Origin of the sequence: Arenibacter amylolyticus (genome assembly GCF_002150785.1) — a bacterium.
GTDB lineage: Bacteria > Bacteroidota > Bacteroidia > Flavobacteriales > Flavobacteriaceae > Arenibacter > Arenibacter amylolyticus.
On record NZ_MTAZ01000007.1, the window covers coordinates 61,055 to 82,323 of the forward strand.

Annotated in this window: 15 protein-coding genes; 4 read left to right on the forward strand and 11 right to left on the reverse strand. The window is 40.8% G+C overall.

Annotated elements, in window-relative coordinates; all coding sequences use genetic code 11:
- Positions 1–172: 172 nt before the first annotated feature.
- On the reverse strand, positions 173–1,099 hold the full coding sequence (locus tag BV214_RS04455; RefSeq protein WP_086476283.1) for a malate dehydrogenase: 927 nt from the start codon (positions 1,097–1,099) through the stop codon (positions 173–175).
- A 306-nt stretch (positions 1,100–1,405) separates the two neighbouring features.
- Here BV214_RS04455 and BV214_RS04460 point away from each other — a divergent pair, with 306 nt between their 5' ends.
- Positions 1,406–1,777 carry a hypothetical protein gene (locus BV214_RS04460; protein WP_191089077.1) on the forward strand — a complete coding sequence of 124 codons (372 nt, stop codon included), beginning with the start codon at positions 1,406–1,408 and terminating at the stop codon, positions 1,775–1,777.
- Positions 1,778–2,038: 261 nt separating this feature from the next.
- On the opposite strand, the gene BV214_RS04465 is transcribed toward BV214_RS04460, so the two are convergent.
- From BV214_RS04465 to asnB, 7 genes are all read right to left on the reverse strand, one after another.
- Positions 2,039–2,653, reverse strand: a complete 615-nt coding sequence (locus BV214_RS04465; protein WP_245806743.1) for an HPP family protein — start codon at positions 2,651–2,653, stop codon at positions 2,039–2,041.
- A 227-nt stretch (positions 2,654–2,880) separates the two neighbouring features.
- A complete protein-coding gene (locus BV214_RS04470) occupies positions 2,881–6,021 on the reverse strand; it encodes a DUF3427 domain-containing protein (protein ID WP_086476284.1) in 3,141 nt (1,046 codons plus the stop codon).
- Positions 6,021–6,404: a (deoxy)nucleoside triphosphate pyrophosphohydrolase gene (locus BV214_RS04475; RefSeq protein ID WP_086476285.1), complete on the reverse strand. Its 384-nt coding sequence runs from the start codon at positions 6,402–6,404 to the stop codon at positions 6,021–6,023. The genes BV214_RS04470 and BV214_RS04475 overlap by 1 nt, the downstream gene beginning before the upstream one ends.
- Positions 6,405–6,779: 375 nt before the next feature.
- Positions 6,780–7,568 carry a hypothetical protein gene (locus BV214_RS04480; RefSeq protein WP_140157715.1) on the reverse strand — a complete coding sequence of 263 codons (789 nt, stop codon included), beginning with the start codon at positions 7,566–7,568 and terminating at the stop codon, positions 6,780–6,782.
- Between the two features lie 1,407 nt (positions 7,569–8,975).
- Positions 8,976–9,983 (reverse strand): DUF6588 family protein, encoded by a 1,008-nt coding sequence (locus tag BV214_RS04485; protein ID WP_086476366.1) that lies wholly within the window; start codon positions 9,981–9,983, stop codon positions 8,976–8,978.
- A gap of 73 nt (positions 9,984–10,056) precedes the next feature.
- Positions 10,057–12,012: a DNA topoisomerase (ATP-hydrolyzing) subunit B gene (gene gyrB, locus BV214_RS04490; protein ID WP_086476287.1), complete on the reverse strand. Its 1,956-nt coding sequence runs from the start codon at positions 12,010–12,012 to the stop codon at positions 10,057–10,059.
- Positions 12,013–12,566: 554 nt separating this feature from the next.
- On the reverse strand, positions 12,567–14,237 hold the full coding sequence (gene asnB / locus BV214_RS04495) for an asparagine synthase B (protein WP_086476288.1): 1,671 nt from the start codon (positions 14,235–14,237) through the stop codon (positions 12,567–12,569).
- 240 nt (positions 14,238–14,477) lie between these two features.
- Here asnB and BV214_RS04500 point away from each other — a divergent pair, with 240 nt between their 5' ends.
- Both BV214_RS04500 and BV214_RS04505 read left to right on the forward strand, forming a co-directional pair.
- Positions 14,478–15,017 (forward strand): DUF2911 domain-containing protein, encoded by a 540-nt coding sequence (locus BV214_RS04500; protein ID WP_086476289.1) that lies wholly within the window; start codon positions 14,478–14,480, stop codon positions 15,015–15,017.
- 163 nt (positions 15,018–15,180) lie between these two features.
- Positions 15,181–17,430, forward strand: coding sequence for an FUSC family protein (locus BV214_RS04505; protein WP_086476290.1), 2,250 nt, complete (start codon positions 15,181–15,183; stop codon positions 17,428–17,430).
- A gap of 25 nt (positions 17,431–17,455) precedes the next feature.
- Here BV214_RS04505 and BV214_RS04510 read toward each other — a convergent pair whose 3' ends face one another.
- Positions 17,456–19,075 (reverse strand): amidohydrolase, encoded by a 1,620-nt coding sequence (locus BV214_RS04510; RefSeq protein WP_086476291.1) that lies wholly within the window; start codon positions 19,073–19,075, stop codon positions 17,456–17,458.
- A 208-nt stretch (positions 19,076–19,283) separates the two neighbouring features.
- Here BV214_RS04510 and BV214_RS04515 point away from each other — a divergent pair, with 208 nt between their 5' ends.
- On the forward strand, positions 19,284–19,982 hold the full coding sequence (locus tag BV214_RS04515; RefSeq protein WP_086476292.1) for a hypothetical protein: 699 nt from the start codon (positions 19,284–19,286) through the stop codon (positions 19,980–19,982).
- Between the two features lie 11 nt (positions 19,983–19,993).
- On the opposite strand, the gene BV214_RS04520 is transcribed toward BV214_RS04515, so the two are convergent.
- Together BV214_RS04520 and BV214_RS04525 are read right to left on the reverse strand one after the other, a co-directional pair.
- Positions 19,994–20,527, reverse strand: a complete 534-nt coding sequence (locus tag BV214_RS04520) for a GNAT family N-acetyltransferase (protein ID WP_086476293.1) — start codon at positions 20,525–20,527, stop codon at positions 19,994–19,996.
- Positions 20,528–20,719: 192 nt separating this feature from the next.
- Positions 20,720–21,220, reverse strand: coding sequence for a hypothetical protein (locus BV214_RS04525; RefSeq protein ID WP_140157716.1), 501 nt, complete (start codon positions 21,218–21,220; stop codon positions 20,720–20,722).
- Positions 21,221–21,269 lie beyond the last annotated feature (49 nt).

Here is a 21,269-nt window from a genome sequence, read left to right on the forward strand (position 1 = left end):
GGTTGTTTAATTTATGATATGGTATTCCTAAATAGCGTGCAAATATATTATTTCCCCTAGGAACTAACAATATATTTGAAGAAATTATAAAATAAGGGCATCCATCCCTATCAGATTGCCATTTGGCTCCAATAGGACGGATGCCCTGAATTTCTATCAGCGCTCTAATTTTTTATACTTCTAGGAGGTTATTGGTCTTTCTGACCCCTTCGGCACTTTCTTGCATTTTTGCTTTCTCTGCCTCCGTTAATTCTATATTTACTATTTTTTCAATACCGTTTTTACCTAACAATACCGGTACACCTATACAGATATCCTCCAATCCGTACTCCCCTTCCAATAAGGCAGAACATGGAAACATTTTCTTTTGATCACAGGCAATTGCTTGTACCATAGCAGATACTGCCGCTCCTGGTGCATACCATGCGCTGGTTCCTAACAACTTGGTTAAGGTAGCTCCCCCCACCTTGGTATCTTCGGCCACTTGGTTTAAGCGCTCCTCAGAAAGGAACTCGGATACCTTAATACTGTTACGGGTAGCGTGTGCGGTTAAGGGTACCATTCCGGTATCGCTATGTCCACCGATTACCATTCCGTCTATATCGGAAATTGGGGCTTCCAAAGCTTCTGCCAATCGGTATTTAAATCGCGCACTATCCAAGGCCCCACCCATACCAATGATTCTGTTTTTGGGAAGATCGGTAATTTTATGCGTTAAGTAGGTCATGGTATCCATCGGATTACTCACTACCATTAAAATTACGTTGGGCGAATGCTCAATTAGGTTGGTAGCTACCGTTTTAACGATGCCAGCATTAATCCCAATCAGCTCTTCACGGGTCATTCCCGGCTTACGAGGAATTCCTGAAGTAATTACCGCAATGTGGCTATCGGCCGTCTTACTATAATCATTGGTAACCCCTGTAATTTTGGTATCAAATCCGTTTAGGGAAGCCGTTTGCATAAGATCCATGGCTTTCCCTTCGGCCAAGCCTTCCTTAATATCCAACACCACTACTTCCGATGCAAAATCCTTTATGGCAATGTACTCTGCGCAACTTGCGCCAACGGCACCTGCCCCTACTATGGTAACTTTCATTATGAGAATATTTTTTAAGATTATTTTTCAATCTCCCAAAAATACAGATTTTAAACAGAATTCTGTTATCCGGTAGGCATAAACAGCGTAAATTTTGGAAGATTAATGGCCAGCGCATAAAATTGGGTCTACCATTCTGGGAGTGCTACGAGCCCTTGCCCCTAGGCCTTAACAGGCTACCTCTTGGTATGAAAACAGGATACCCGTCAATAAATGTTAAAAAAAAGCGCCGTACATCGAGTTTTTACAATAGAATTACACTGTATTGCGTTAAAACAACGGGCTCCCTAACCAAAAACCTACGGTATGAAAAAAGTATATTCCCTTTTGGCGCTTTTCGCCATCCTACTTTCTGCCAATTGCACTCGAATTGCAGAAAACAACGATCCGGTTATTGGGATCTGGTCCTATTTCAGTACTGCAAGCACTGGTAAGAATGCGAAGCAGACCGTAAAAGAGGAGTGGATTTTTAACGATGCGTATTTAGGGCGTTTCCATACCTACAACAACCACCAACTCACTATTGTCACCGATTTCAGATGGTCGTTTAAGGATAAGACCTATACCATTGCCTACCCGGGATTGGATAGGAAGGAAGACGTGGTCACCATGGACCAGACGGACCGCGGCACCGTACTTACAGACCACCAAGGCAATATACTGGCCATCCGCGAATAGCACGACATGCGCTTAAAAAGCCCATCACTGGGTGAATCACCAGTAATGAACTGCGATATTTTCACAGGAGGTGTTGGGCGTTCCCCTACGGGTCGGGCTATCCGCTACAAGTCCTCACGCGTTCCTCGCTGCGGGCTTTTCACTACTATCCCTAACGCGGGGATTCAGGAAACAGGGAGTATGGGAATACTAAGAAGCTTTCTTGGCACATGGATGTGCCTGGCCCTTATAACTTGAAATAGTAGGTAGCAAATTCCCAAATTAAGCATCCCTCTTCCAGGTCTTAAAAATTCGGGTAAGATTACGATTGGTAGGATAGGAACGTTGCTTGGTCATATTGTTAAAAATGAGGGCGACGATCAGTAAGATCAAGGTTCCAGACAACACTGGGGACAACACATAAAAATAACCCAAGGCCTTTAATTCTGCCGATCCCGATACGGCAATAAGCGCAGTAGCTCCCCCAGGGGGATGGAGGGTTTTGGTCATCTGCATAACAATAATGGAGGTGGCTACGGCAAGAGGAGCCGTAATCCATAGAATATCCGGAAATAGCTTAAAGATGGTCACCCCAATTATGGCAGATATGATATGTCCGCCTAGGAGGTTCCGCGGTTGTGCCATGGGACTTTGGATAGCGCCAAAAATAAGCACACTGGAAGCGCCAAAAGAGCCGATAAGAAAGATGTGATCTACCTTGTTTAGTGAAGAGGATTGCAACAGAGCAATGAGTCCAATGCCAAAAAACGCTCCAATGAAGGACCAGAACTGCTCACTAAAATCTACTAAGGTTTCCTTGTAGATAACGTACCTACTGATGCGTATGTTTCTTTTTAACTTTTGTCCAATTCTTTTTTCCGCTACTTCTTTACTCACTAATACTCTAACGTTAATGTTTGCTACTTAGGAAGGGGGTTGCTGGTTATTATTTAAAGTCTCCACAAATAAATAAAACACAAGCTCCAAACAGACTTCCCCCTACCCTACCAATTTGCAAAGGTAGTAAGTAGTAGTGTCTAAGGCATTTGTTCCACGATTTGAAACACATTTGCTGCTGACTGTGAAATATGGGACAGGGGTGGGTAGTTTGGAGAGGCAGTTAATTAACCAACAGCCATTTTAGCGGATGTTTTCCATAGGTATTGAGGAAGAGGCTCGCTTAAATGCCAATTTATACTTATTGGTTTAGTACCATAATAATCCTGAATGCTACCCTCTCCTACAAACACATACCCCATAGTATTTCCAAACTCATCTTTTGCTTTTTCACGAACAAAAAGTAAAATCTTTTTATTGAGTTTCTGATGATGAATATATGTTAAACCTTTTCCTTTATCAGCTCTTGTTTTATTTTGACTTTGCCAATGGAAAAGCGTCTCACTAATTGCATAATCATTATACATTGTGGTAGGCGAGAAGTCTTCTTCAGATTTAATAAGGTCTATAAACAGTACTTCGGTATTAAGTGTTTTATTCTCAGCCACACCTTCTCTATTAGTAGATTTCTTATTAAATGTACTAAGCCCGAAAGCTGCCAAAATTTGGTCTCTAGTATACCTTGAATGTAATTTTAAAGGTTGCTTATATGGTAGTTCAATATCTATTTCTTTGAAATTAATTTTATCAAGAAGAATCTCTAATACTTCAATAATTTCCTGAACCAACACTTTATTTTTTCCAATGGCTTCAACACTTTCATTTAGTGATCCGAAACCTTCAGAACCTTTCCAAACATCGTAATGCAACATCAACAACATTACTTTTTCCTCTTCATTAAATAATCTGAAATCAGGCTTAAAGTTCACTTTTGCCAGCTTTAATAAGAACCGAAAGTAGCTAGTGGAATTAGTTGACAGCCATTTTTTAAGAATTGTAGATACAATTTCTTTCTCGTTGAGCCTAGTAAAATCTTTGTGTTTTCCAGCCATATGAAGAAGCCTACTCCAACTCCCCCTTTTATAAATTGTCTGCAGGTTCAGATTGTTGAAGGATATGAAATTAGCCAAAGTAAGCGGCAAAGTTGTTTGATGTTCAAAATTCCGAATCTTTTGAATTAGCTGCCTTTTATTTACGTTAGTTGCAGCAATTATATTTTCCAGAATACTATTCTTTGCCTTTTTTTCTAGAACAATAGAGCATCCTAATGGTAAGTGCGGGAAGTTGTCCTCAATTTCTTTTAGAACAGGAGATGTCGTTTTACCGATTAAGGCCCTAAATTTATTTTCAAAATTATATTCGGGTCTGGCATTAGCAACAAAATCCAACACTGTTAAACATTCTTTGCCCTCAGATAATCTAAGTCCTCTTCCTAGCTGCTGAAGAAAAACTGTTAAACTTTCCGTGGGTCTTAAGAAAAGCACGGTGTCTATTTCAGGAATATCAACTCCTTCATTAAAAATGTCAACAACGAATAAATAGTTGATTTCTTTATTTCGCAACTTTCTTCTAATATCTTCTCTTTCTCTTGAGTTTTCACTTGTTAGATAATGAGCTTTTAAATTAGCTAAAGTGAATTTTTCTGCCATGTATTTTGCGTGCTCAATAGTCACACAGAAACCGAGAGCTCTTACATCATTAATATCTCTTAAATATTTATCTGCATTGCTAATCACTTCTCCCACACGTCTGTCATTAGCTAAATACAATTTTGTTAATTCGCTTGGCACATATCTTCCATTTTCCCAACTAACTTTAGACAAGTCTACGCTATCAGAAATTCCGAAGTATTGAAATGGACATAGAAGCTTTCTGTTTAAGGCTTCGGGTAATCGAATTTCAGCAGCAATTCTATTACAGAAATCGTCTAAAATATTTTCATTATCCATTCTCTCAGGAGTAGCAGTCAACCCTAAAAGAATTTTTGGTTTAAAATGATCAAGGATAGGACGATAACTTGAAGCAGCGATATGATGCACTTCATCAATAATGATAAAATCATAAAATGTAGAACTTAAAGAAAGTGCTTCGATTCTATTTCTAAAAGTTTGCACGGATGCAAATACAAAATCGAATTTATCTGGTTGCATACCATCCACCCAAAATTCACCAAAATTATTATCTTTTAAAACCCCTCGAAAGGTTGAAGCAGCCTGGGTTAAAATTTCTTTTCGATGTGCTACAAATAGAAGTTTTGCTGATTTATTTTCTTGTTTAAACTTTTTATAATCAAAAGCCGAAATAACAGTCTTCCCTGTTCCAGTTGCTGCAACCAAAAGATTTTTATGTCGGTTGTGAACAGTGCGCTCAACTTCCAATGTTTCCAATATCTCTTTTTGATAGGGATAAGGCTTTAAGTCGAAAAAGGCTAAATTGCCAATACCTTTTTGAGGTATTTTCCCGGATTTTAAGGAGCTAATGAGTTTTTCAGAATGAATCTTGTCATTAAATAATTCGAATTCATCATTTTGCCAGTAAGCCTCAAATGTTTTTTGAAATTTATCAATGATGTATCCAACCTCCTTAGTTGTTATTTTAAGATTCCACTCCAAACCATCTGTTAACGCAGTTCGTGAAAAATTTGAAGAACCAATATAAGCTGTGTGAAAGCCTGAATTCCGATAAAAGAAATATGCTTTTGCATGTAATCTCTCGTTACCTGTATTATATGAAATTTTAACTTCAGTATTTGGAAGGCTTGATAATAATTGGATTGCTTTATAATCTGAAGCGCCCATATACGTAGTAGTGATTACCCTTAACTGCCCACCTCTTTCTGTAAAATCTCTAAGTTCCCTTTCAAGAATCCTTATTCCTTTCCATTTAATAAAAGACACGAGTAAATCCACTCGGTTTGAAGACAAAATCTCTTTTTTCAATTCACTTTCTAAAGACAATCCGACGTTGCCTCCAGTAAACAACTCACTGTGTGTTAGCCTTGTATATGGAGTTATTTCTTTTAGATGTAATTCTAAATCCGAAAAATGAGCATCTGTTTTTTCGAAAACCGCTTTTAGAATTCGCCCTTCAATTTCAATAAGGTCACCTTCAATAAGGTCCATATCTACTTCCTCTTTTAAAACCCCAATAATTTTATTAGCAATCTTTATCTGGTTTTCAATTGCATGTTCACCCTTAATTAATGAGAGCGCATAACCAATTGTACTATTAAGGTGTTTAGAAAGAACTTGCGCCGCTTCATCTTTGTCAATTGCAGTATCTTTTATATAATATTGACTTGTGCTGAGACTTTCAAGCTTGGAGGCGACTATCTTGGTTATTAACTGCTCATAAATACCTTCAACCATCACACAAATGTTTTTAACTTCTCAATGAAGGGTATGTCAGCTTCAGCTAAATCATAATTTTTTAAATTTTCAAATCCTACAAACTTGAAGTCTTTATGTTCTAAAAGTTTAATTTCACCTGAAATATAATCACATAAATAAGCAGTTAATTTTATTTTGAATGTACCATAGTCGTGAATGTTAGAGGAAATTCTTTTTATCGGAAATATTTCAATATTTAATTCTTCTTTAATCTCTCGTACGATAGCCCGCTCCTCGTCCTCTCCATTATTTAACTTACCTCCAGGAAATTCCCATTTCAAAGGCAGTTTCATTTCTTCACTTCGTTGCGCGATTAGAATTTTATCTTCTTTTAATATTACAGCACAAACTACTTCAACCATTATTATAATACTTTGTATTTATTTAGTTTTAGAATATTCCAAGTGATTAAGCCTCACTATTCCTTTCGAAATCTATGAATAATTTATATGCTTTCGTAAATGAATATTTACCGCTTGAATATTTGCTAGCTTCTTAAGTCATTTGGACGATATTCCCATCCATGACCTTAATCAAATTTATTCCACTTGCATCTTCAGCATACATTAAAGCCGTAGTGCTTTTTACAGCTAATAACACATTCAAAACTTCAACTGAACAAGATACCCAAATTATGTATATCCATTACATTTCCATCTAACTGGAAATCTTACTTAATAAAAAAAATTACCGATTTAAGCAGTTTTAATTTACATAGTAACTCATAAAAAAGATACCTACTCAAACACCACCTCCATGTCAAAAAATTTGGGATCGTGAGTGATTTCATAGAAGTTGCCGGAGATTTCCACGCCTTTAAAATCGGAAAGCACCCGGGCATTTTTATTGTTAATGGATTTTATTTTGTACGGAAAGGTGTACCTGTTTTTAAAGCGCACCATATCTACCATGGGACTGTCTGGGGTAAGGGTACTGTCCTTTTCCTTTTCTTGTCTTTCCAAGGCTTCCGGACTCAATCTTAAGGTAAAGCCCTCCCTACTAAAGGTGGTAATAAAGGAGTCGTTAAAATCTGGGAACAGACTCTTATCTCCCGCGTCTGCTTCTTCCTCCCCTTGGGCGGACTTTAAGTCCTTTTGTAAGGCTCCGCTAAACATATCGAGCTCCTTAAATTTCTGGCCCTTCAACTTTTCCCCAAAAGCTTGTAGATCTGCCTGGTCCGAAAACGCATAGTTGAGTTTCATCTCCAAGGTACTGGTCACCGTATCCGATTTCATATAGAGACTAAATGGCTCCAATTCCTTTATTTTTTCCTGCTCCTCCTTGCTTAGCTTAGAAATACTATCCCACTTCATTTCAATAAAATCGGCGAAAACCAACAAGGTATCTATTTGTTGGTTATCCGATTCCTCCTCCGAGTTCAACTCCATTTTCATCATTTCGGATAAATCAAACCCAAGGCTATAGGTGCCACCGCCCTGGGAGTTAAAATTAGTTTCCAGAACTATTTCACAACTGGTGAATAAGGTTATTACACCTAGGAAGGCGATAATCTTAAGGATTTTCATAGGTAGTTTTTTGGTTGGTTTATGTGGATAGACCAAGGTTCAGGCTATATGATTAAAGGCTCATTAGTGCCCTCTTGGAATCCACCACAGTTCAGAAAAATATTACAAAAAAGCGCTCTACCAAATATCCTATTATAAGAACACTTGATAGTGCGCATTTTTCAGCTTTTCTAACATTCTAAGCCGGCGACATTATAACTCGGAACGAGCTTTGGTTCCAATTATCACTTTTTAGCCTTTTTCTCCCGCTTTTCTGCCTTTTTCTCTTTAGCTGTTTTAGCAGGTTCTTTTTTTTACATTCTTCTTTGCGTCTTGCCCCTTAGCCATGATGTGATTTTTTAATTATTATTTTAAATACCAACAGTCTATCTGTTAGCACCCTTAATTTTCCTGAAGTACTTAGCATACAACAAATCTTACTTGTTGAAGGCCATAATTCCACTATCCAATATACTCATAATAAGCTTAGCTTGTATAAATATTATTTAGACACCGAAATCCTTAAATAAGCAGTTAATCATTCCTATTATTAAGGTCTATACTTCACCGGATTTTATTAATCTTTTATCAAAGCTACGCACTAGGAAGTGGGCAACTTATATCAGGGGCGTGCACCAATCTCAAAACTCAACACTTTGTACTTTATACTAAAAAAGATCCCTCCGCTTTGCGCTTGCAGGCAAACCACCTCCCTTTCAAAAAGGGAGGAGCTTTTGTTCTTTTTTTTTCATGGAGCTTTTATCTTAATAATTGGGAATTATCCACCGACAACCTGCTTACTTACTGCTGACGACTATTCCAAATTTAATCCTCCCTATTAGCCGAAATTTAAATACTTTCTGTCATTTCGAAATGAGCCCTATTTCTGGGCGATTGAGAAATCACACTCGATAGGCCGGGGTGCTATAAGGTTAATACCTTAGATGGTTTTCAAGGGATGAAAATCTTAGGTGTCTTTTCTCTATTTAATGAAGCCTCAACTGCCTGCCAGAACGGTTCTATCGGGCGGGCACGACAACTGACAAACCTAATCTATCCACCGATTACCGCTCACTACAATAACTACTGCAACTGCACACTAAAGACTTCACCGATCTCAATACTAAGTACTTTATACTTTGTAATCAATACTATTTCAATCCCTCCGGTTTGCACTTTCAGGCAAACCACCTCCCTTTACCCAAAGGGAGGAGCTTTTGAAATTTTCTTCTTAGCAGTGGTCAACTTATATCAGGGACGTACAAGTCTGCTTTCTGTCCACCGATTACCGCTCACTACAATAACTACTGCAACTGCACACTGAAGACTTCACCGTTCTCCATACTCAGTACTAAGTACTTAGTACTAACAAAAAACCAACCACAGTTTCCCATGATTGGTCTTAATATATTTTTGTAAAATCGAGTTTTACCTAAACCCGAAGTTTACCCCTACGGTTAGGTTGTTGAACTCTGCAAAGGTATAATCTGCATGCAGTCTAAAAAAGCCTAGCTTCAGTCTAGTACCCAAGGTAGCCGCCATGCCGCTTACTTTATTGGAAAAAGCAAAGGGATCTACGTAAGTTTCTGATTGAAATGGCCCCGATTGCACTCTATAGGTTCCTAATACATCCGTGGTAGAGGTACCGGAAACATACCCAATACCTCCATAAAAATTAATGATCTTTAGTTTAGTGGCCGCAATCGCTTGAAAATTCCACACATTCATATCCACCTCCAAGCGTTGATTTTCCCCATCCACTACATTGGTATTGGTAAAATCATAGGTGCCGTCCATATGCGTGTATCCTATCACTGCAGATATGGCCACAGGCAATACCTTGTCTGCAGGCAACCACTTAGTAAATTCTTGTTGTAGACCTATTCCGTACAACCCAAGCTGCACCTCATCGGTATTTACCTTAGGTAAGAATCGGGCTTTCACTTCCAAACCTTTTACCAGGCCTACCCCTACCTGCAAAAATCCGCTTGGGATAAAATTGATCCCCTCCGAGGAGAGTCCGGTAGGAAGATCAAACTCTTCCCTGGTCGTGAATCCCATGAACTCACCCTCTACATACACACCGATCCCTTCTAAATCTCCCAAAGCGGTAGAAACCATTTTGGAAGTACTTCCATCCTGGAACTTTAAATTCTCATAATCGGCGGTGTTCAGCTCAAAAGTCTTTTTACTGTCCTTAAAGGAGGTCATATTTCCAATAATCGATATCTCAAATCCGCCTAAAGGCTTAGATTCGGCCGTATTGTACCACCCATTTGCCAAACTGTACAAGGCGCCTTCTGAGACGGGTGCCAGGTAGTTATCGGTAAATTTTTCGGCATCCTTTACACCCGCTGCCAACACTTCATTTACGTTTGACTGGGAGAATCCAGCAAAACCTAAAAACAAGAATGCACTCGCAATCACATATTTCATATCCATTATTTTTTTCCCAAAAATAAAAAACTCGCACATATAGTGCGAGTTTTTGTTGTGAAATGCTGTAATCTTATACATCTATGTTCGCATAAGCGGCATTCTTCTCAATAAATTCACGTCTTGGTGGAACTTCATCCCCCATCAACATAGAGAATACCCTATCCGTCTCAGTTGCATTATCAATATTAATCTGTCTTAGGGTCCTAAATTCCGGATTCATAGTGGTATCCCACAACTGCTCGGCGTTCATCTCCCCCAGACCTTTATATCGTTGTATACCTACGCCACCTCCAAATTCCTCGGCAATTTCATCGCGCTCCTCATCGGTCCAAGCATAACGTTTTCTACTACCTTTTTTAACCATATATAATGGCGGAGTGGCAATATAAACGTGGCCACCTTCAATTAGCTCCCTCATATACCTAAAGAAGAAGGTAAGAATTAGTGTTTCAATGTGGCTACCATCCACATCCGCATCACACATGATTACTACTTTATGGTAACGTAGCTTTTCTAGGTTAAGGGCTTTGCTATCTTCTTCAGTTCCAATAGTTACCCCCAATGCGGTGTAAATATTCTTAATTTCCTCATTTTCGAATACCCTATGTGACATGGCTTTCTCTACGTTCAAGATCTTACCTCGTAACGGTAAGATAGCCTGAAAGTTTCTGTCCCTACCTTGTTTGGCGGTACCCCCTGCCGAATCTCCCTCCACAAGGAATACTTCACACAAGGAAGGATCTTGCTCCGAGCAGTCGGATAGTTTTCCTGGAAGGCCTCCAATGCTCATCACGGTTTTACGCTGTACCATTTCACGGGCTTTGGTAGCGGCATGTCTTGCCTGCGCAGCTAGAATCACCTTTTGAATAATGGTTTTAGCATCGTCTGGGTGCTCTTCCAAATAATCGGTCAGCATTTCCGAAACAGCCTGACTCACAGCAGAAGAAACTTCACGGTTCCCCAACTTGGTCTTGGTCTGCCCCTCAAACTGAGGCTCTGCAACCTTAACGGAGACAATGGCGGTTAACCCCTCCCTAAAGTCGTCCCCCTGTACCTCAAACTTTAATTTATCTAACATCCCGGACTGGTCTGCATATCGCTTTAGCGTGGTGGTTAAACCTCTTCTAAAACCAGATAAATGCGTACCCCCTTCATGGGTGTTAATGTTGTTCACATAGGAATGCAAATTCTCATTATAAGAAGTGTTATAGATCATGGCCACCTCAACTGGAATATCGTTTTTCTCGCTTTCCATGGCGATCACATTCTCTATAATGGGCTCTCTATTGCCGTCCAAAAACTTTATAAACTCCTTTAGACCTTCTTCAGAAAAGAATCGCTCACTAACAAATTCTCCATTTTCATCTACCTGTCTTTTATCGGTAAGTGTAATGGCCAACCCTTTGTTCAAGAACGCCAATTCGCGCATTCTGTTAGACAAAGTTTCGTAGCTATATTCTACCGTCTGGGTAAAAATAGTATCATCAGGAGTAAAGGTAACGATGGTTCCCCGGTAATCGGTTTCCCCAATCCTTTTAACGGGATATAGTGGCTTTCCCTTACTATATTCCTGCTCCCAAATAACTCCGTCCCTATGAACGGTGGCTTTAAGGTGGTTCGACAAGGCATTCACACAGGAAACCCCCACCCCGTGGAGACCACCGGAAACCTTATAGGAATCCTTGTCGAACTTACCTCCTGCACCAATCTTGGTCATTACCACCTCCAATGCAGAAACGCCTTCCTTCTTGTGAATATCTACCGGTATCCCTCTACCGTTATCCTTGGCAGTTATAGAATTATCTTCGTTTATAGAAACCTCTATCTCATCGCAGTAACCTCCCATTGCCTCATCAATGGAGTTGTCCACTACCTCATATACTAAATGATGCAACCCTCTAACACCCACATCCCCAATATACATGGAGGGACGCATCCTAACGTGTTCCATTCCCTCTAGAGCCTGAATACTATCTGCTGAATAATTATTCTTTTTTAGCTCCTCGTTTTTTGCTTCTTCGCTCATAAATTTATACTTATTTCATTATAATTTTAGCAATCCTACAAATATAAGCAATACCCCCTAAACTATAAGGCCCATCTGGGTTTTAGTTAGCAAGTTATCAACAAAAAATGTGTAAAACCATGCGATTTCCACGGCTTAGTGGCTCCAAGGCGAAAATAAGGGCTATTAGCTCCGCTAAGAGCTTTCTGGAAAAGTGAAGAGCGTGATCTAAAAAAACAATTAAGACAAGCAGAAATCCCCATATATTCTAATTTAAGGCAACGTATAGCCCCTAAGGTGCCTTTATTTAGTTTTAGTAGGAGCCATGGGGTGCTCCAGATATACACAGGGATTTGAAAGCGTAGCAGGGGAATCCTGGAAACCTTGTAGAAAAATGGGGAGATTTTACAAATGAATGAAGCGCCCCTTCACCAATTTTATTTGGCACAAGAGGGCGCTTCCCAGCATTAATTAAAATAAAAACTAATTTAACCGAATTGAATTATTATGTTACCTCAAGATAGGCAGGTAGTTACGATCACTTTCCGATGCAACCCAAACCTACACCTAGCTTCTTATTTAACATAGGCATCGGCGTGGACTTTGGCCACTGCCCTACCCGATGGGTCGTTCATGTTTTTAAATGCCTCATCCCATTCCAAAGCAATTTTAGTACTACACGCCACCGAAGCTTCCTGCGGTACACTCAATGCAGCGGTATCCGAAGGGAAATGCTCCTCAAAAATGGAACGGTAGTAAAACTCCTCTTTGGAAGTTGGCGTCTGAATAGGGAACCTGTATTTGGCATTGGCCAATTGTTCGTCTGTCACCTCATTTTCCACCATTTCTTTTAGGGTATCTATCCAGTTGTAACCCACTCCGTCCGAGAACTGCTCCTTCTGTCTCCAAACCACACTTTCGGGTAACATATCCTCAAAAGCCTTGCGAAGCACCCATTTTTCCATGCGCTCCCCGTTAATCATTTTATCCTGTGGGTTAATCCTCATAGCTACATCCATAAACTCCTTATCCAGGAAGGGCACCCTGCCCTCTATTCCCCAAGCAGCTAAAGATTTGTTTGCCCTCAGACAATCGTACATATGCAGCTTCTCCAATTTACGCACCGTTTCTTCATGGAAGTCCTTTGCCGATGGTGCCTTGTGGAAATAGAGGTATCCACCAAAAAGTTCATCTGCACCTTCCCCGGAAAGCACCATTTTAATTCCCATACTCTTTATCACCCTGGCCATAAGATACATGGGCGTAGAAGCTCTAATAGTTGTAATATCATAGGTTTCTAGCTTATAGACCACATCCTTAATAGCATCTAAGCCTTCCTGAATGGTAAATTTTATCTCATGGTGTACCGTTCCTATGTGATCTGCCACTTTTTGGGCGGCCGCAAGATCCGGAGACCCTTCCAAGCCCACAGAAAACGAATGTAATTGAGGCCACCAAGCCTCTTTAGTATCTCCGGATTCCACTCGCTTTTGGGCATATTTCTTAGCAATGGCCGAAGTAATGGACGAATCCAATCCGCCAGACAATAGCACCCCGTAAGGCACATCGGACATTAATTGCCTGTGTACTGCAGCTTCTAAGGCCTCTTTTACTTCTTGTATACTGGTTTGGTTCTCCTTTACCGCATCGTATTCCATCCAATCCCTGGAATACCATCTTTTTAGTTCTCCATCCTTACTGTGTAAATAATGCCCCGGAGGGAACAATTCTATCTTACTACAAGTCCCTTCTAATGCCTTTAGTTCCGAAGCCACATAAAAGGTACCATGGATATCCCAACCTATATATAAAGGGATAATTCCCATATGGTCCCTTGCAATAAAGTACTCGTCCTTTTCCGAATCATAGATGGCAAATCCAAATATCCCGTTCATTTCATCCAAGAAATCGGTTCCCTTTTCTTTGTACAAGGCCAAAATAACCTCACAATCAGATTCGGTCTGAAAGTTATATGTACCCTCAAACTGCTTGCGCAGCTCCCTATGGTTATATATTTCACCGTTGGCGGCCAAGATCAACTTCCCATCTTCACTTAACAACGGTTGCTTTCCCGATGCAGGATCTACAATAGCCAAACGCTCATGCGCCAAAATAGCCTTATCATTGGAATAAATGCCACTCCAATCCGGTCCTCTATGTCTAATTTTCTTGGACATTTCCAAAATCTGAGGTCTTAAGGCCTCAGTACTTTCCTTTACGTCAAAAGCACAAACAATTCCACACATAACTTATTTTTTATTTCAATAATAAAGCAAATATCCCCCATAACTATAAATTATAAAACATATATGGAGGTTTGACTTACAGTTTAAAACTAAAATCCCAACTTTAATTAAAATCAATAACATCTACCAATGCTTTCTCATTGCAAAGGGATCATTTTGTAAGTTGTCTAAAAAAAGTAGGTTTTAGTATTCATATTAATCGAATACTGCCTAAATTTGAGAATCGCAAAAACATTAATCATGAAAAACATTTTTACAACTACCATTATGGTGCTTGCCCTTTGCTTTAGTACAGCGGCAACGGCACAAAAATTTAGCGGATTAGACAAAAGTCCGGCCGACATTGCTTCCTACCCTTCCGATTATAAAGTCTCTAACAAGTTGGTTAGAGTTATCTATAGTAGGCCCCAGCTGAAAGGAAGAGCTATCTCCGAATTGGCACCTGCCGGGAAAGTATGGCGTACTGGAGCCAATGAAGCTTCCGAAATAACCTTCTACCAAGATGCTACCGTAGCAGGGAAAGCCGTTCCAGCTGGTACCTACTCCCTGTTTACCATACCAGGTGAAAAGGAGTGGACCGTAATCCTGAACAAGAACTTAAATCAATGGGGTGCCTATTCCTACCAAGAAAGTGAAGACTTACTCCGCGTACCTGCAAAAGTAAGTAAGGGATCCGAAACATTGGAAGCCTTTTCCATCGCCTACCAGGACATGAAAAAGGGGACTCACTTAGTGCTAGGTTGGGGAAATACACGGGTATCGCTACCTATAGAATTTTAGGGGTAGCTACTTGTCATTATTATAAAGACCGAAGTACCTGCTTCGGTCTTTATTGTTTTATATCCGACAACCAAACACTACGCCACTAACAGGACACAATTGAAAAACCTGCATAACCGCCCTATAGTTATTAAATCTTAACTATTGCACGTATTTTTGTATTATGGTCAAGGAATTCATACGATTATCTTCCCTGTATTTTAGAAGCTCCTACTTTTTCCGCGCCCTCAAATTTACTTTGGCGGCATTATTTCCTTTGGTCACCCTTGGATTATTAGGTTACTCAGAAATTGGGATACCATTAGCCATTGGGGTATTCTTAAACGCCCCTAGCGACATCCCTGGAAGTTTAAAAAGAAAGGTCTACGGCATTCTTATCAGTAGCGTCCTTACCATGGGCGTTAGCTTTATAGTTAGCCTTTCTAATCCCCACTATTGGTTGCTGCTTGCTGTAATTTCTGCCCTAACATTTTCCATTTCCCTCTTGGCCGTCTACGGATTTAGGGGTTCTCTGGTTGCCTTTTCCGGACTCTTGGCAATGATCCTGAGCCTAGCGCATGGAGTCACGAGCATTCCCCTATGGCTACATATTTTATTGATTGGGGTGGGCGGACTTTTTTATCTCTCCGTCTCCCTACTGACCCATAGAATAATACCGAGAAAGGACGAAGACCAATTACTTTCCGATACCCTGAGCCTTACCGGCGATTATCTGGAAGTGCGGGCAAAGCTCCTAACCGAAACTACAAAAAGGGATCAGCTATTACGGAAGCTGTTTACCCTTCAGTCAGACATCAGCGAAAAACACGAGGTATTAAGGGAACTCTTGCTTACCAAAGCGAAACGGGGCAAAAAATCCCATTCTGATGAAAAGCACCTGCTAATCTTTATCTCCATGGTAGACATCTTGGAGCTGGCCTTGGCCAATAGCTTGGACTACCCCAAAATAGACAGCTTATTTAAAGGTCATGAAAAACGATTGGATGCCTTTAAGGAAGTAAACCTCGCCTTTAGCAGCCACCTTAAAAAGGTAGCGGAGTGCATGATTACCAAACAAGGCATCCCTTCCAAAGAACCCATGATCCGAGCGCTCACTACGGCAAGTAAAGCCATTGGAGATTTTGTAGAGCAGGTGGGAACGCCCCATGCCCAAGAGGGCGGTATCATTTTAAAAAACCTCTATGATTACCAGACCTTACAATTACAAAAAATACGGACAGTTAGGCGGGCATTGACCAATGTTAGGAAAGAATCGCAACTCTCCATAAAAAGCAAACACGCCCACCAGTTTATCACGGATCAGGACTACGGTTTTAATATCATCTTGGAAAACCTAAGTTATAAGTCGCCCATTTTTAAGCATGCACTGCGACTTACCACCGCCATTATCATTGCTTATATTTTTGGGACGGCCCTTGGTATAAAAAACACCTACTGGATCTTACTGACCCTTATTGTGATAATGCGACCCAATTACGGACTCACCAAAGAACGATCAATAAACAGGACCATTGGCACCCTAATTGGCGCGGCTATAGCCACCCTCATTATACTACTCACCCAAAACACCATTGTTTATGGGGTTCTTGCGGTCTTGTCCTTACTGGTGGCCTTCTCCCTAATTCAGCAAAACTATCGTTCTGCAGCCGCTTTTATTACCATCAATATTATATTTGTTTATTCCCTACTCACCCCTAACGCTTTTGAGATTATTCAATACCGGGTGTTAGATACCTTTTTGGGGGCAGTGTTGGCACTCATTGCAAATTACCTTTTCTGGCCCAACTGGGAGGTAATGAACCTAGATAAAATTCTAACCAAAAGTATACGTGCCAACGCCAACTACTTATTTGCTATCCGACATTTATACCGAACCAAAGAGACGGCAGACGTACAGTATAAAGTACCAAGAAAAGAGGCTTTTTTATCGGTAAGCAATTTAAATGCCGCCTACCAACGAATGTCCCAAGACCCTAAATCCAAACAAAAGTCTTCAGATTTAATTTATGAAATTGTAGCACTCAACAACACCATCCTCTCTACCTTGGCGTCCCTGGGTGCCTTTATACAGCATCACAAAACCACGGAAGAATCGGTACACTTTAAAAAAATTGTAGAGCATATTGGAACTACCCTGGAAAACTCTGCCAAGGAAATTGACCAAATTGACATTCACCCCAGCAACCTGCCCGAGAATATAGACACCGCCAAAGCAAATCTAAAATCCTCCTATGAAAGTTTGATAAAAGAGCGGGAAGCAGAGTTACAAAGGGGACAGATAGCCCTTGAAGAAGAAATGCTTAACAACCTACAGGAGGCACATTTAATCTACAACCAGCTCATATGGCTCAAGGTTTTAACCGAAAAGCTAGAGGTCGCCGCTCAAAAATATAGACATCGGTGCGCCGCCTAGGCACACCAAGGTCTAGATTCAGGTATTATTTCTTTTTCCCATCCAAATAGGTAGCTTCTGCTTTAATATGAGGTATTTCCGCTAGGGGTACCGTCATAATATCGTCACTTAGAATAGTAAAGTCTGCAAACTTATCTACTGCAATACTCCCTTTTTCCATTTCCTCAAAATTGGAATAAGCCGCCCAGATAGTCATCCCTTTTAGCGCTTCCTCCCTACTAAGTGCCTCCTCTATTTGAAACCCATCTTTTGGGTAATTATTTACATCCTTTCTCCCAACCGCTGCATAGAAGGTTAAAAAGGGGTTTACCTGCTCTACGGGGAAGTCTGTTCCCAAGGCAATGGTTCCCGCCTTATTCAACATGGATTTGTAGGCATAAGCTCCTTTTAGTCGCTCCTCCCCTAGTCTATCTCCGGCCCAGTACATATCACTGGTGGCATGGGTAGGCTGTACGGACGGAATAATTCCCCCAGAGAAATAATCAAAATCTTGTGGAGAAATAATCTGGGCATGTTCTATTTTCCATCGGCGATCTGGCTTGTCTTGCAATACCTTCTTATAGGCCCTAAACACTGCAATATTAGCAGAATCGCCTATAGCATGGGTATTCATCTGAAAATCTGACTCGGATATCCGCTTGGCCATATCGTTAATGGCAGCTACCGAGGTAACCATAGCCCCGTAATGGCCGGGTTGATCGGTATACGGCTCCCTTAACGCTGCTCCTCTAGATCCTAAGGCCCCGTCTCCATACACCTTAAAAGAACCTACATTTAATTTATCGGTCTTATAGGTACCCTTGGGTAAGTAATAATCCAAATTTTCTTGGGTGGCACTAATCATAGCATATACCCTAATAGAGAGATCGCCTGCCCGTTGCAGACTATCAATTAGATTTATAGTAGCCCTACTGAGTCCTGCATCGTTCACCGTGGTTAACCCATTGGCAAAACATATTTCCTCTGCTTTTTTTAAGGCCATAATTTGAGACTCCTTATCGGGCGCGGGAACAATGGCATCTACCAGCTGCATAGGACCATCTACCAACACGCCTGTTAGTTCCCCGTTCTTTAATATTACTTCACCCCCTTCTACCTTGGTAGCCTTGGTAATTCCGGCCAAATCCAAGGCTTTCTGGTTAGCCAATAAGGCATGGCCATCTATTCTTCTTAAGGAAACTGGGGTATCTGGAAACAGCTGATCTAACACCTCTTTGGTTGGAAACTCCTTTACCTCCCAATTGTTTTGGTCCCATCCCCTACCCAGAATAAAATCTTTCTGATGGCGGTCTTGAAACTCCGTTACCCTATCTATCATTTCCTGAAAACTACTAGTCCCCGAAAGATCTACTACCTGTTGGTTAAGGCCTAACCCATAAAAATGACAGTGAGCATCAATTAATCCAGGCACGATGGTCTTCCCCTCGGCATCCACTATTTCATTGGCAGTGTATTGCCGCTTTATGGTTTCCGTACTGCCCACACCAATAAACCTCCCATCCTTCACCGCAAATGCCGATGCCTTGGAAAAGGAATTGTCCACGGTATAGATATTGGCATTTACAACTAGTAAGTCGGCCTGCTTTTTGGGTGCATCACACGCCAAGCCTAATAATACTAATCCTAAAATCAACGATTTTCTCATAATGTATTGGATTTATCTGATGGATCTACAATTTCAAATGATAGCTAATGTAATTCAAAATTATCATTTAGCCCCATAAGAGCCATCATAGCCACCTTGCTTCTGCACTAATTCTGTTAGCCACTACCCCTGCCAACGATAAAAATTAAAAACCTATACCCTAAGAGACGCCGAGGAAATGACTAGTTTTGCAGCTCATACAATTTCTATGAAACCAATTATCCCCCATGCCGAACTCTCTGCATTACAAAAGAAAATAAAGGCCTTAAAACTGGAACTACAGGAGGTTAGGGAACGCACCTTGGATTTTGAAAGGCTACTAGTATCCAAATTAGGGGATCTCATTGTTTTGGAGCAGGAGCTAGCGCTCCTTTACAAAGAGCAGAAACTAGCCAAGAAGGAAAAACGGAGGGAGCAAAAACGACGAGGAAAAAATTACGACCCCGCCAATTCCGTTCCGATGGCTACAAGCAAGCCCCCAACTGCAAAAATCCAGGAGGAGGAACAGCAGAAAAAGCGTTTGTACCGCGAGGCGATGCTCCACATACATCCCGACAAGTTTTCCCTGCAGCGAGACCAATTGGAATTGGCCACGGAGCTTACCACCCAATTAATTGAAATTTATAAGGAAGGTGACTTAGCAAGCCTGGAGGCCTACCATGCCCAAATATTTAGCGGAAACACGCCATTACCACTTATCCCACAACCCGAAAAAATTACGAAGTCCGAATACGAATTCCTCTCCTTGGAACTGGACCAGCTCCATAAAGAATTGCACCTGGCCAAGAACAAACAGACCTATAAAGTGCTGGTAGAATATGCCAAGCCCATGGACTTTTTAATAGAGTTAAAAGCCTATTATGCAGACCGCATTTCCAAGCTAAAGCGAAGAACCCGAACCACATAAAATTGGATAATCTATAATAACCCTTGATCGTAGATAAGAGGATGGTAAGCTTCCATGAAATGAGTGACGGACTCCTGGGAGAACTCCCTTGGGTAAGACATAAGATACAATGGTAGGGATCCACAGCCTTTTTGCATGGGCGGTTGCACATAAGGATGAGTATTAAGTGCAAAACCCAATCTTTTATAAAATTCTATTCTCCTCAGCTTTATTCCAGGTTCTGGCAATTCTACTTCCAAAACAACTGGCTTTTCTTCCCTATCCAAAAACTCCTGTAAAATGGTTTTTCCGTATCCCTTTCCCCTTAGGTTGGGGCTAGTGACAAAATGCTCTACAAAAACCACCTCCTCAAATTCCCACCAAAGAAGAAAGCCCACCACCTGGCTCTCTAATAGCATCACTTGGAAGTTATAGGAATCATTCGCCATTATTTTCTCTTGAACATTAAGCGTACGTCTTTCCTCCTGAGGAAAGGAAGCCTCATACAATTGCCATGCCTCTTTAAAATAAGGATCGTTTACGGTAGATAGTAAGATATACTCCATCGGAATAAGTTTAGTCGGCAAAGATACAATAGATTTCCCTTGCCAATTCAACTTCATTCCCAACGCCCACGAGCTATAAGGAGGTGTTATTACTATTAAAAAAGCAGTATTTTAAATTTGAATTGACACTTGATTTAATCACAAAACCAATGTAGAACCTTTGTAAACGGCCATAGCTACAATTGGGGCGGCCTATTTTTTGGGCCTATAGATTCCATCAAAAATTATTGTCCAGGTTGTTCCCGAGTCCTTACTAATGCTCCACGTTTGTCTCACTGTTCCATCTTCCTGCTCCTCCCAACTAATTCTATTGTATCCCGTTTTGGCATTCCCGCTTTCCAAATCGTCCATCTCCATTCTGCCATCTTTCATCCCGCCTACTAAAAACAGCGATAAACCAGTATTATCTATCCAATACTGCTCCCAACGACCCTTTGCACTATTATACGTATTGAGGCTCTTCCCTTTAAATCCGCTATGATGTGCTTTGTAATGCTCCAACAGCCCTAGGCTATCTATAATAGGTTCTATATGACTCTCCCCAGCGAGTTTGTCTGTGCCGTATTGATACACCTCCCAGTGTCCCACCCAAAAATTGAATTCCTGACTTTTATCCTTTTCAGCCACGGTAATTTGCTGCCCTACACTTTGAAGTGTTGTGAGAAGGCATAAAAATGAAATGAATTTGACCATAGTATATTTTTTTACGCGTAGTACCACCCCAAGCTAGATCCTCCCCTTT

Coding starts and splice junctions, on each gene's coding strand:
- BV214_RS04500 (WP_086476289.1), top strand. CDS start 14,478: ATGAAAAACATTTTTACAACTACCATTATGGTGCTTGCCCTTTGCTTT.
- BV214_RS04470 (WP_086476284.1), bottom strand. CDS start 6,021: ATGGTTGAAGGTATTTATGAGCAGTTAATAACCAAGATAGTCGCCTCC.
- BV214_RS04460 (WP_191089077.1), top strand. CDS start 1,406: ATGAAAAAAGTATATTCCCTTTTGGCGCTTTTCGCCATCCTACTTTCT.
- BV214_RS04505 (WP_086476290.1), top strand. CDS start 15,181: ATGGTCAAGGAATTCATACGATTATCTTCCCTGTATTTTAGAAGCTCC.
- BV214_RS04525 (WP_140157716.1), bottom strand. CDS start 21,220: ATGGTCAAATTCATTTCATTTTTATGCCTTCTCACAACACTTCAAAGT.
- BV214_RS04515 (WP_086476292.1), top strand. CDS start 19,284: ATGAAACCAATTATCCCCCATGCCGAACTCTCTGCATTACAAAAGAAA.
- BV214_RS04455 (WP_086476283.1), bottom strand. CDS start 1,099: ATGAAAGTTACCATAGTAGGGGCAGGTGCCGTTGGCGCAAGTTGCGCA.
- BV214_RS04485 (WP_086476366.1), bottom strand. CDS start 9,983: ATGAAATATGTGATTGCGAGTGCATTCTTGTTTTTAGGTTTTGCTGGA.
- gyrB (WP_086476287.1), bottom strand. CDS start 12,012: ATGAGCGAAGAAGCAAAAAACGAGGAGCTAAAAAAGAATAATTATTCA.
- BV214_RS04520 (WP_086476293.1), bottom strand. CDS start 20,527: ATGGAGTATATCTTACTATCTACCGTAAACGATCCTTATTTTAAAGAG.
- BV214_RS04480 (WP_140157715.1), bottom strand. CDS start 7,568: ATGAAAATCCTTAAGATTATCGCCTTCCTAGGTGTAATAACCTTATTC.
- BV214_RS04475 (WP_086476285.1), bottom strand. CDS start 6,404: ATGGTTGAAGTAGTTTGTGCTGTAATATTAAAAGAAGATAAAATTCTA.
- BV214_RS04510 (WP_086476291.1), bottom strand. CDS start 19,075: ATGAGAAAATCGTTGATTTTAGGATTAGTATTATTAGGCTTGGCGTGT.
- asnB (WP_086476288.1), bottom strand. CDS start 14,237: ATGTGTGGAATTGTTTGTGCTTTTGACGTAAAGGAAAGTACTGAGGCC.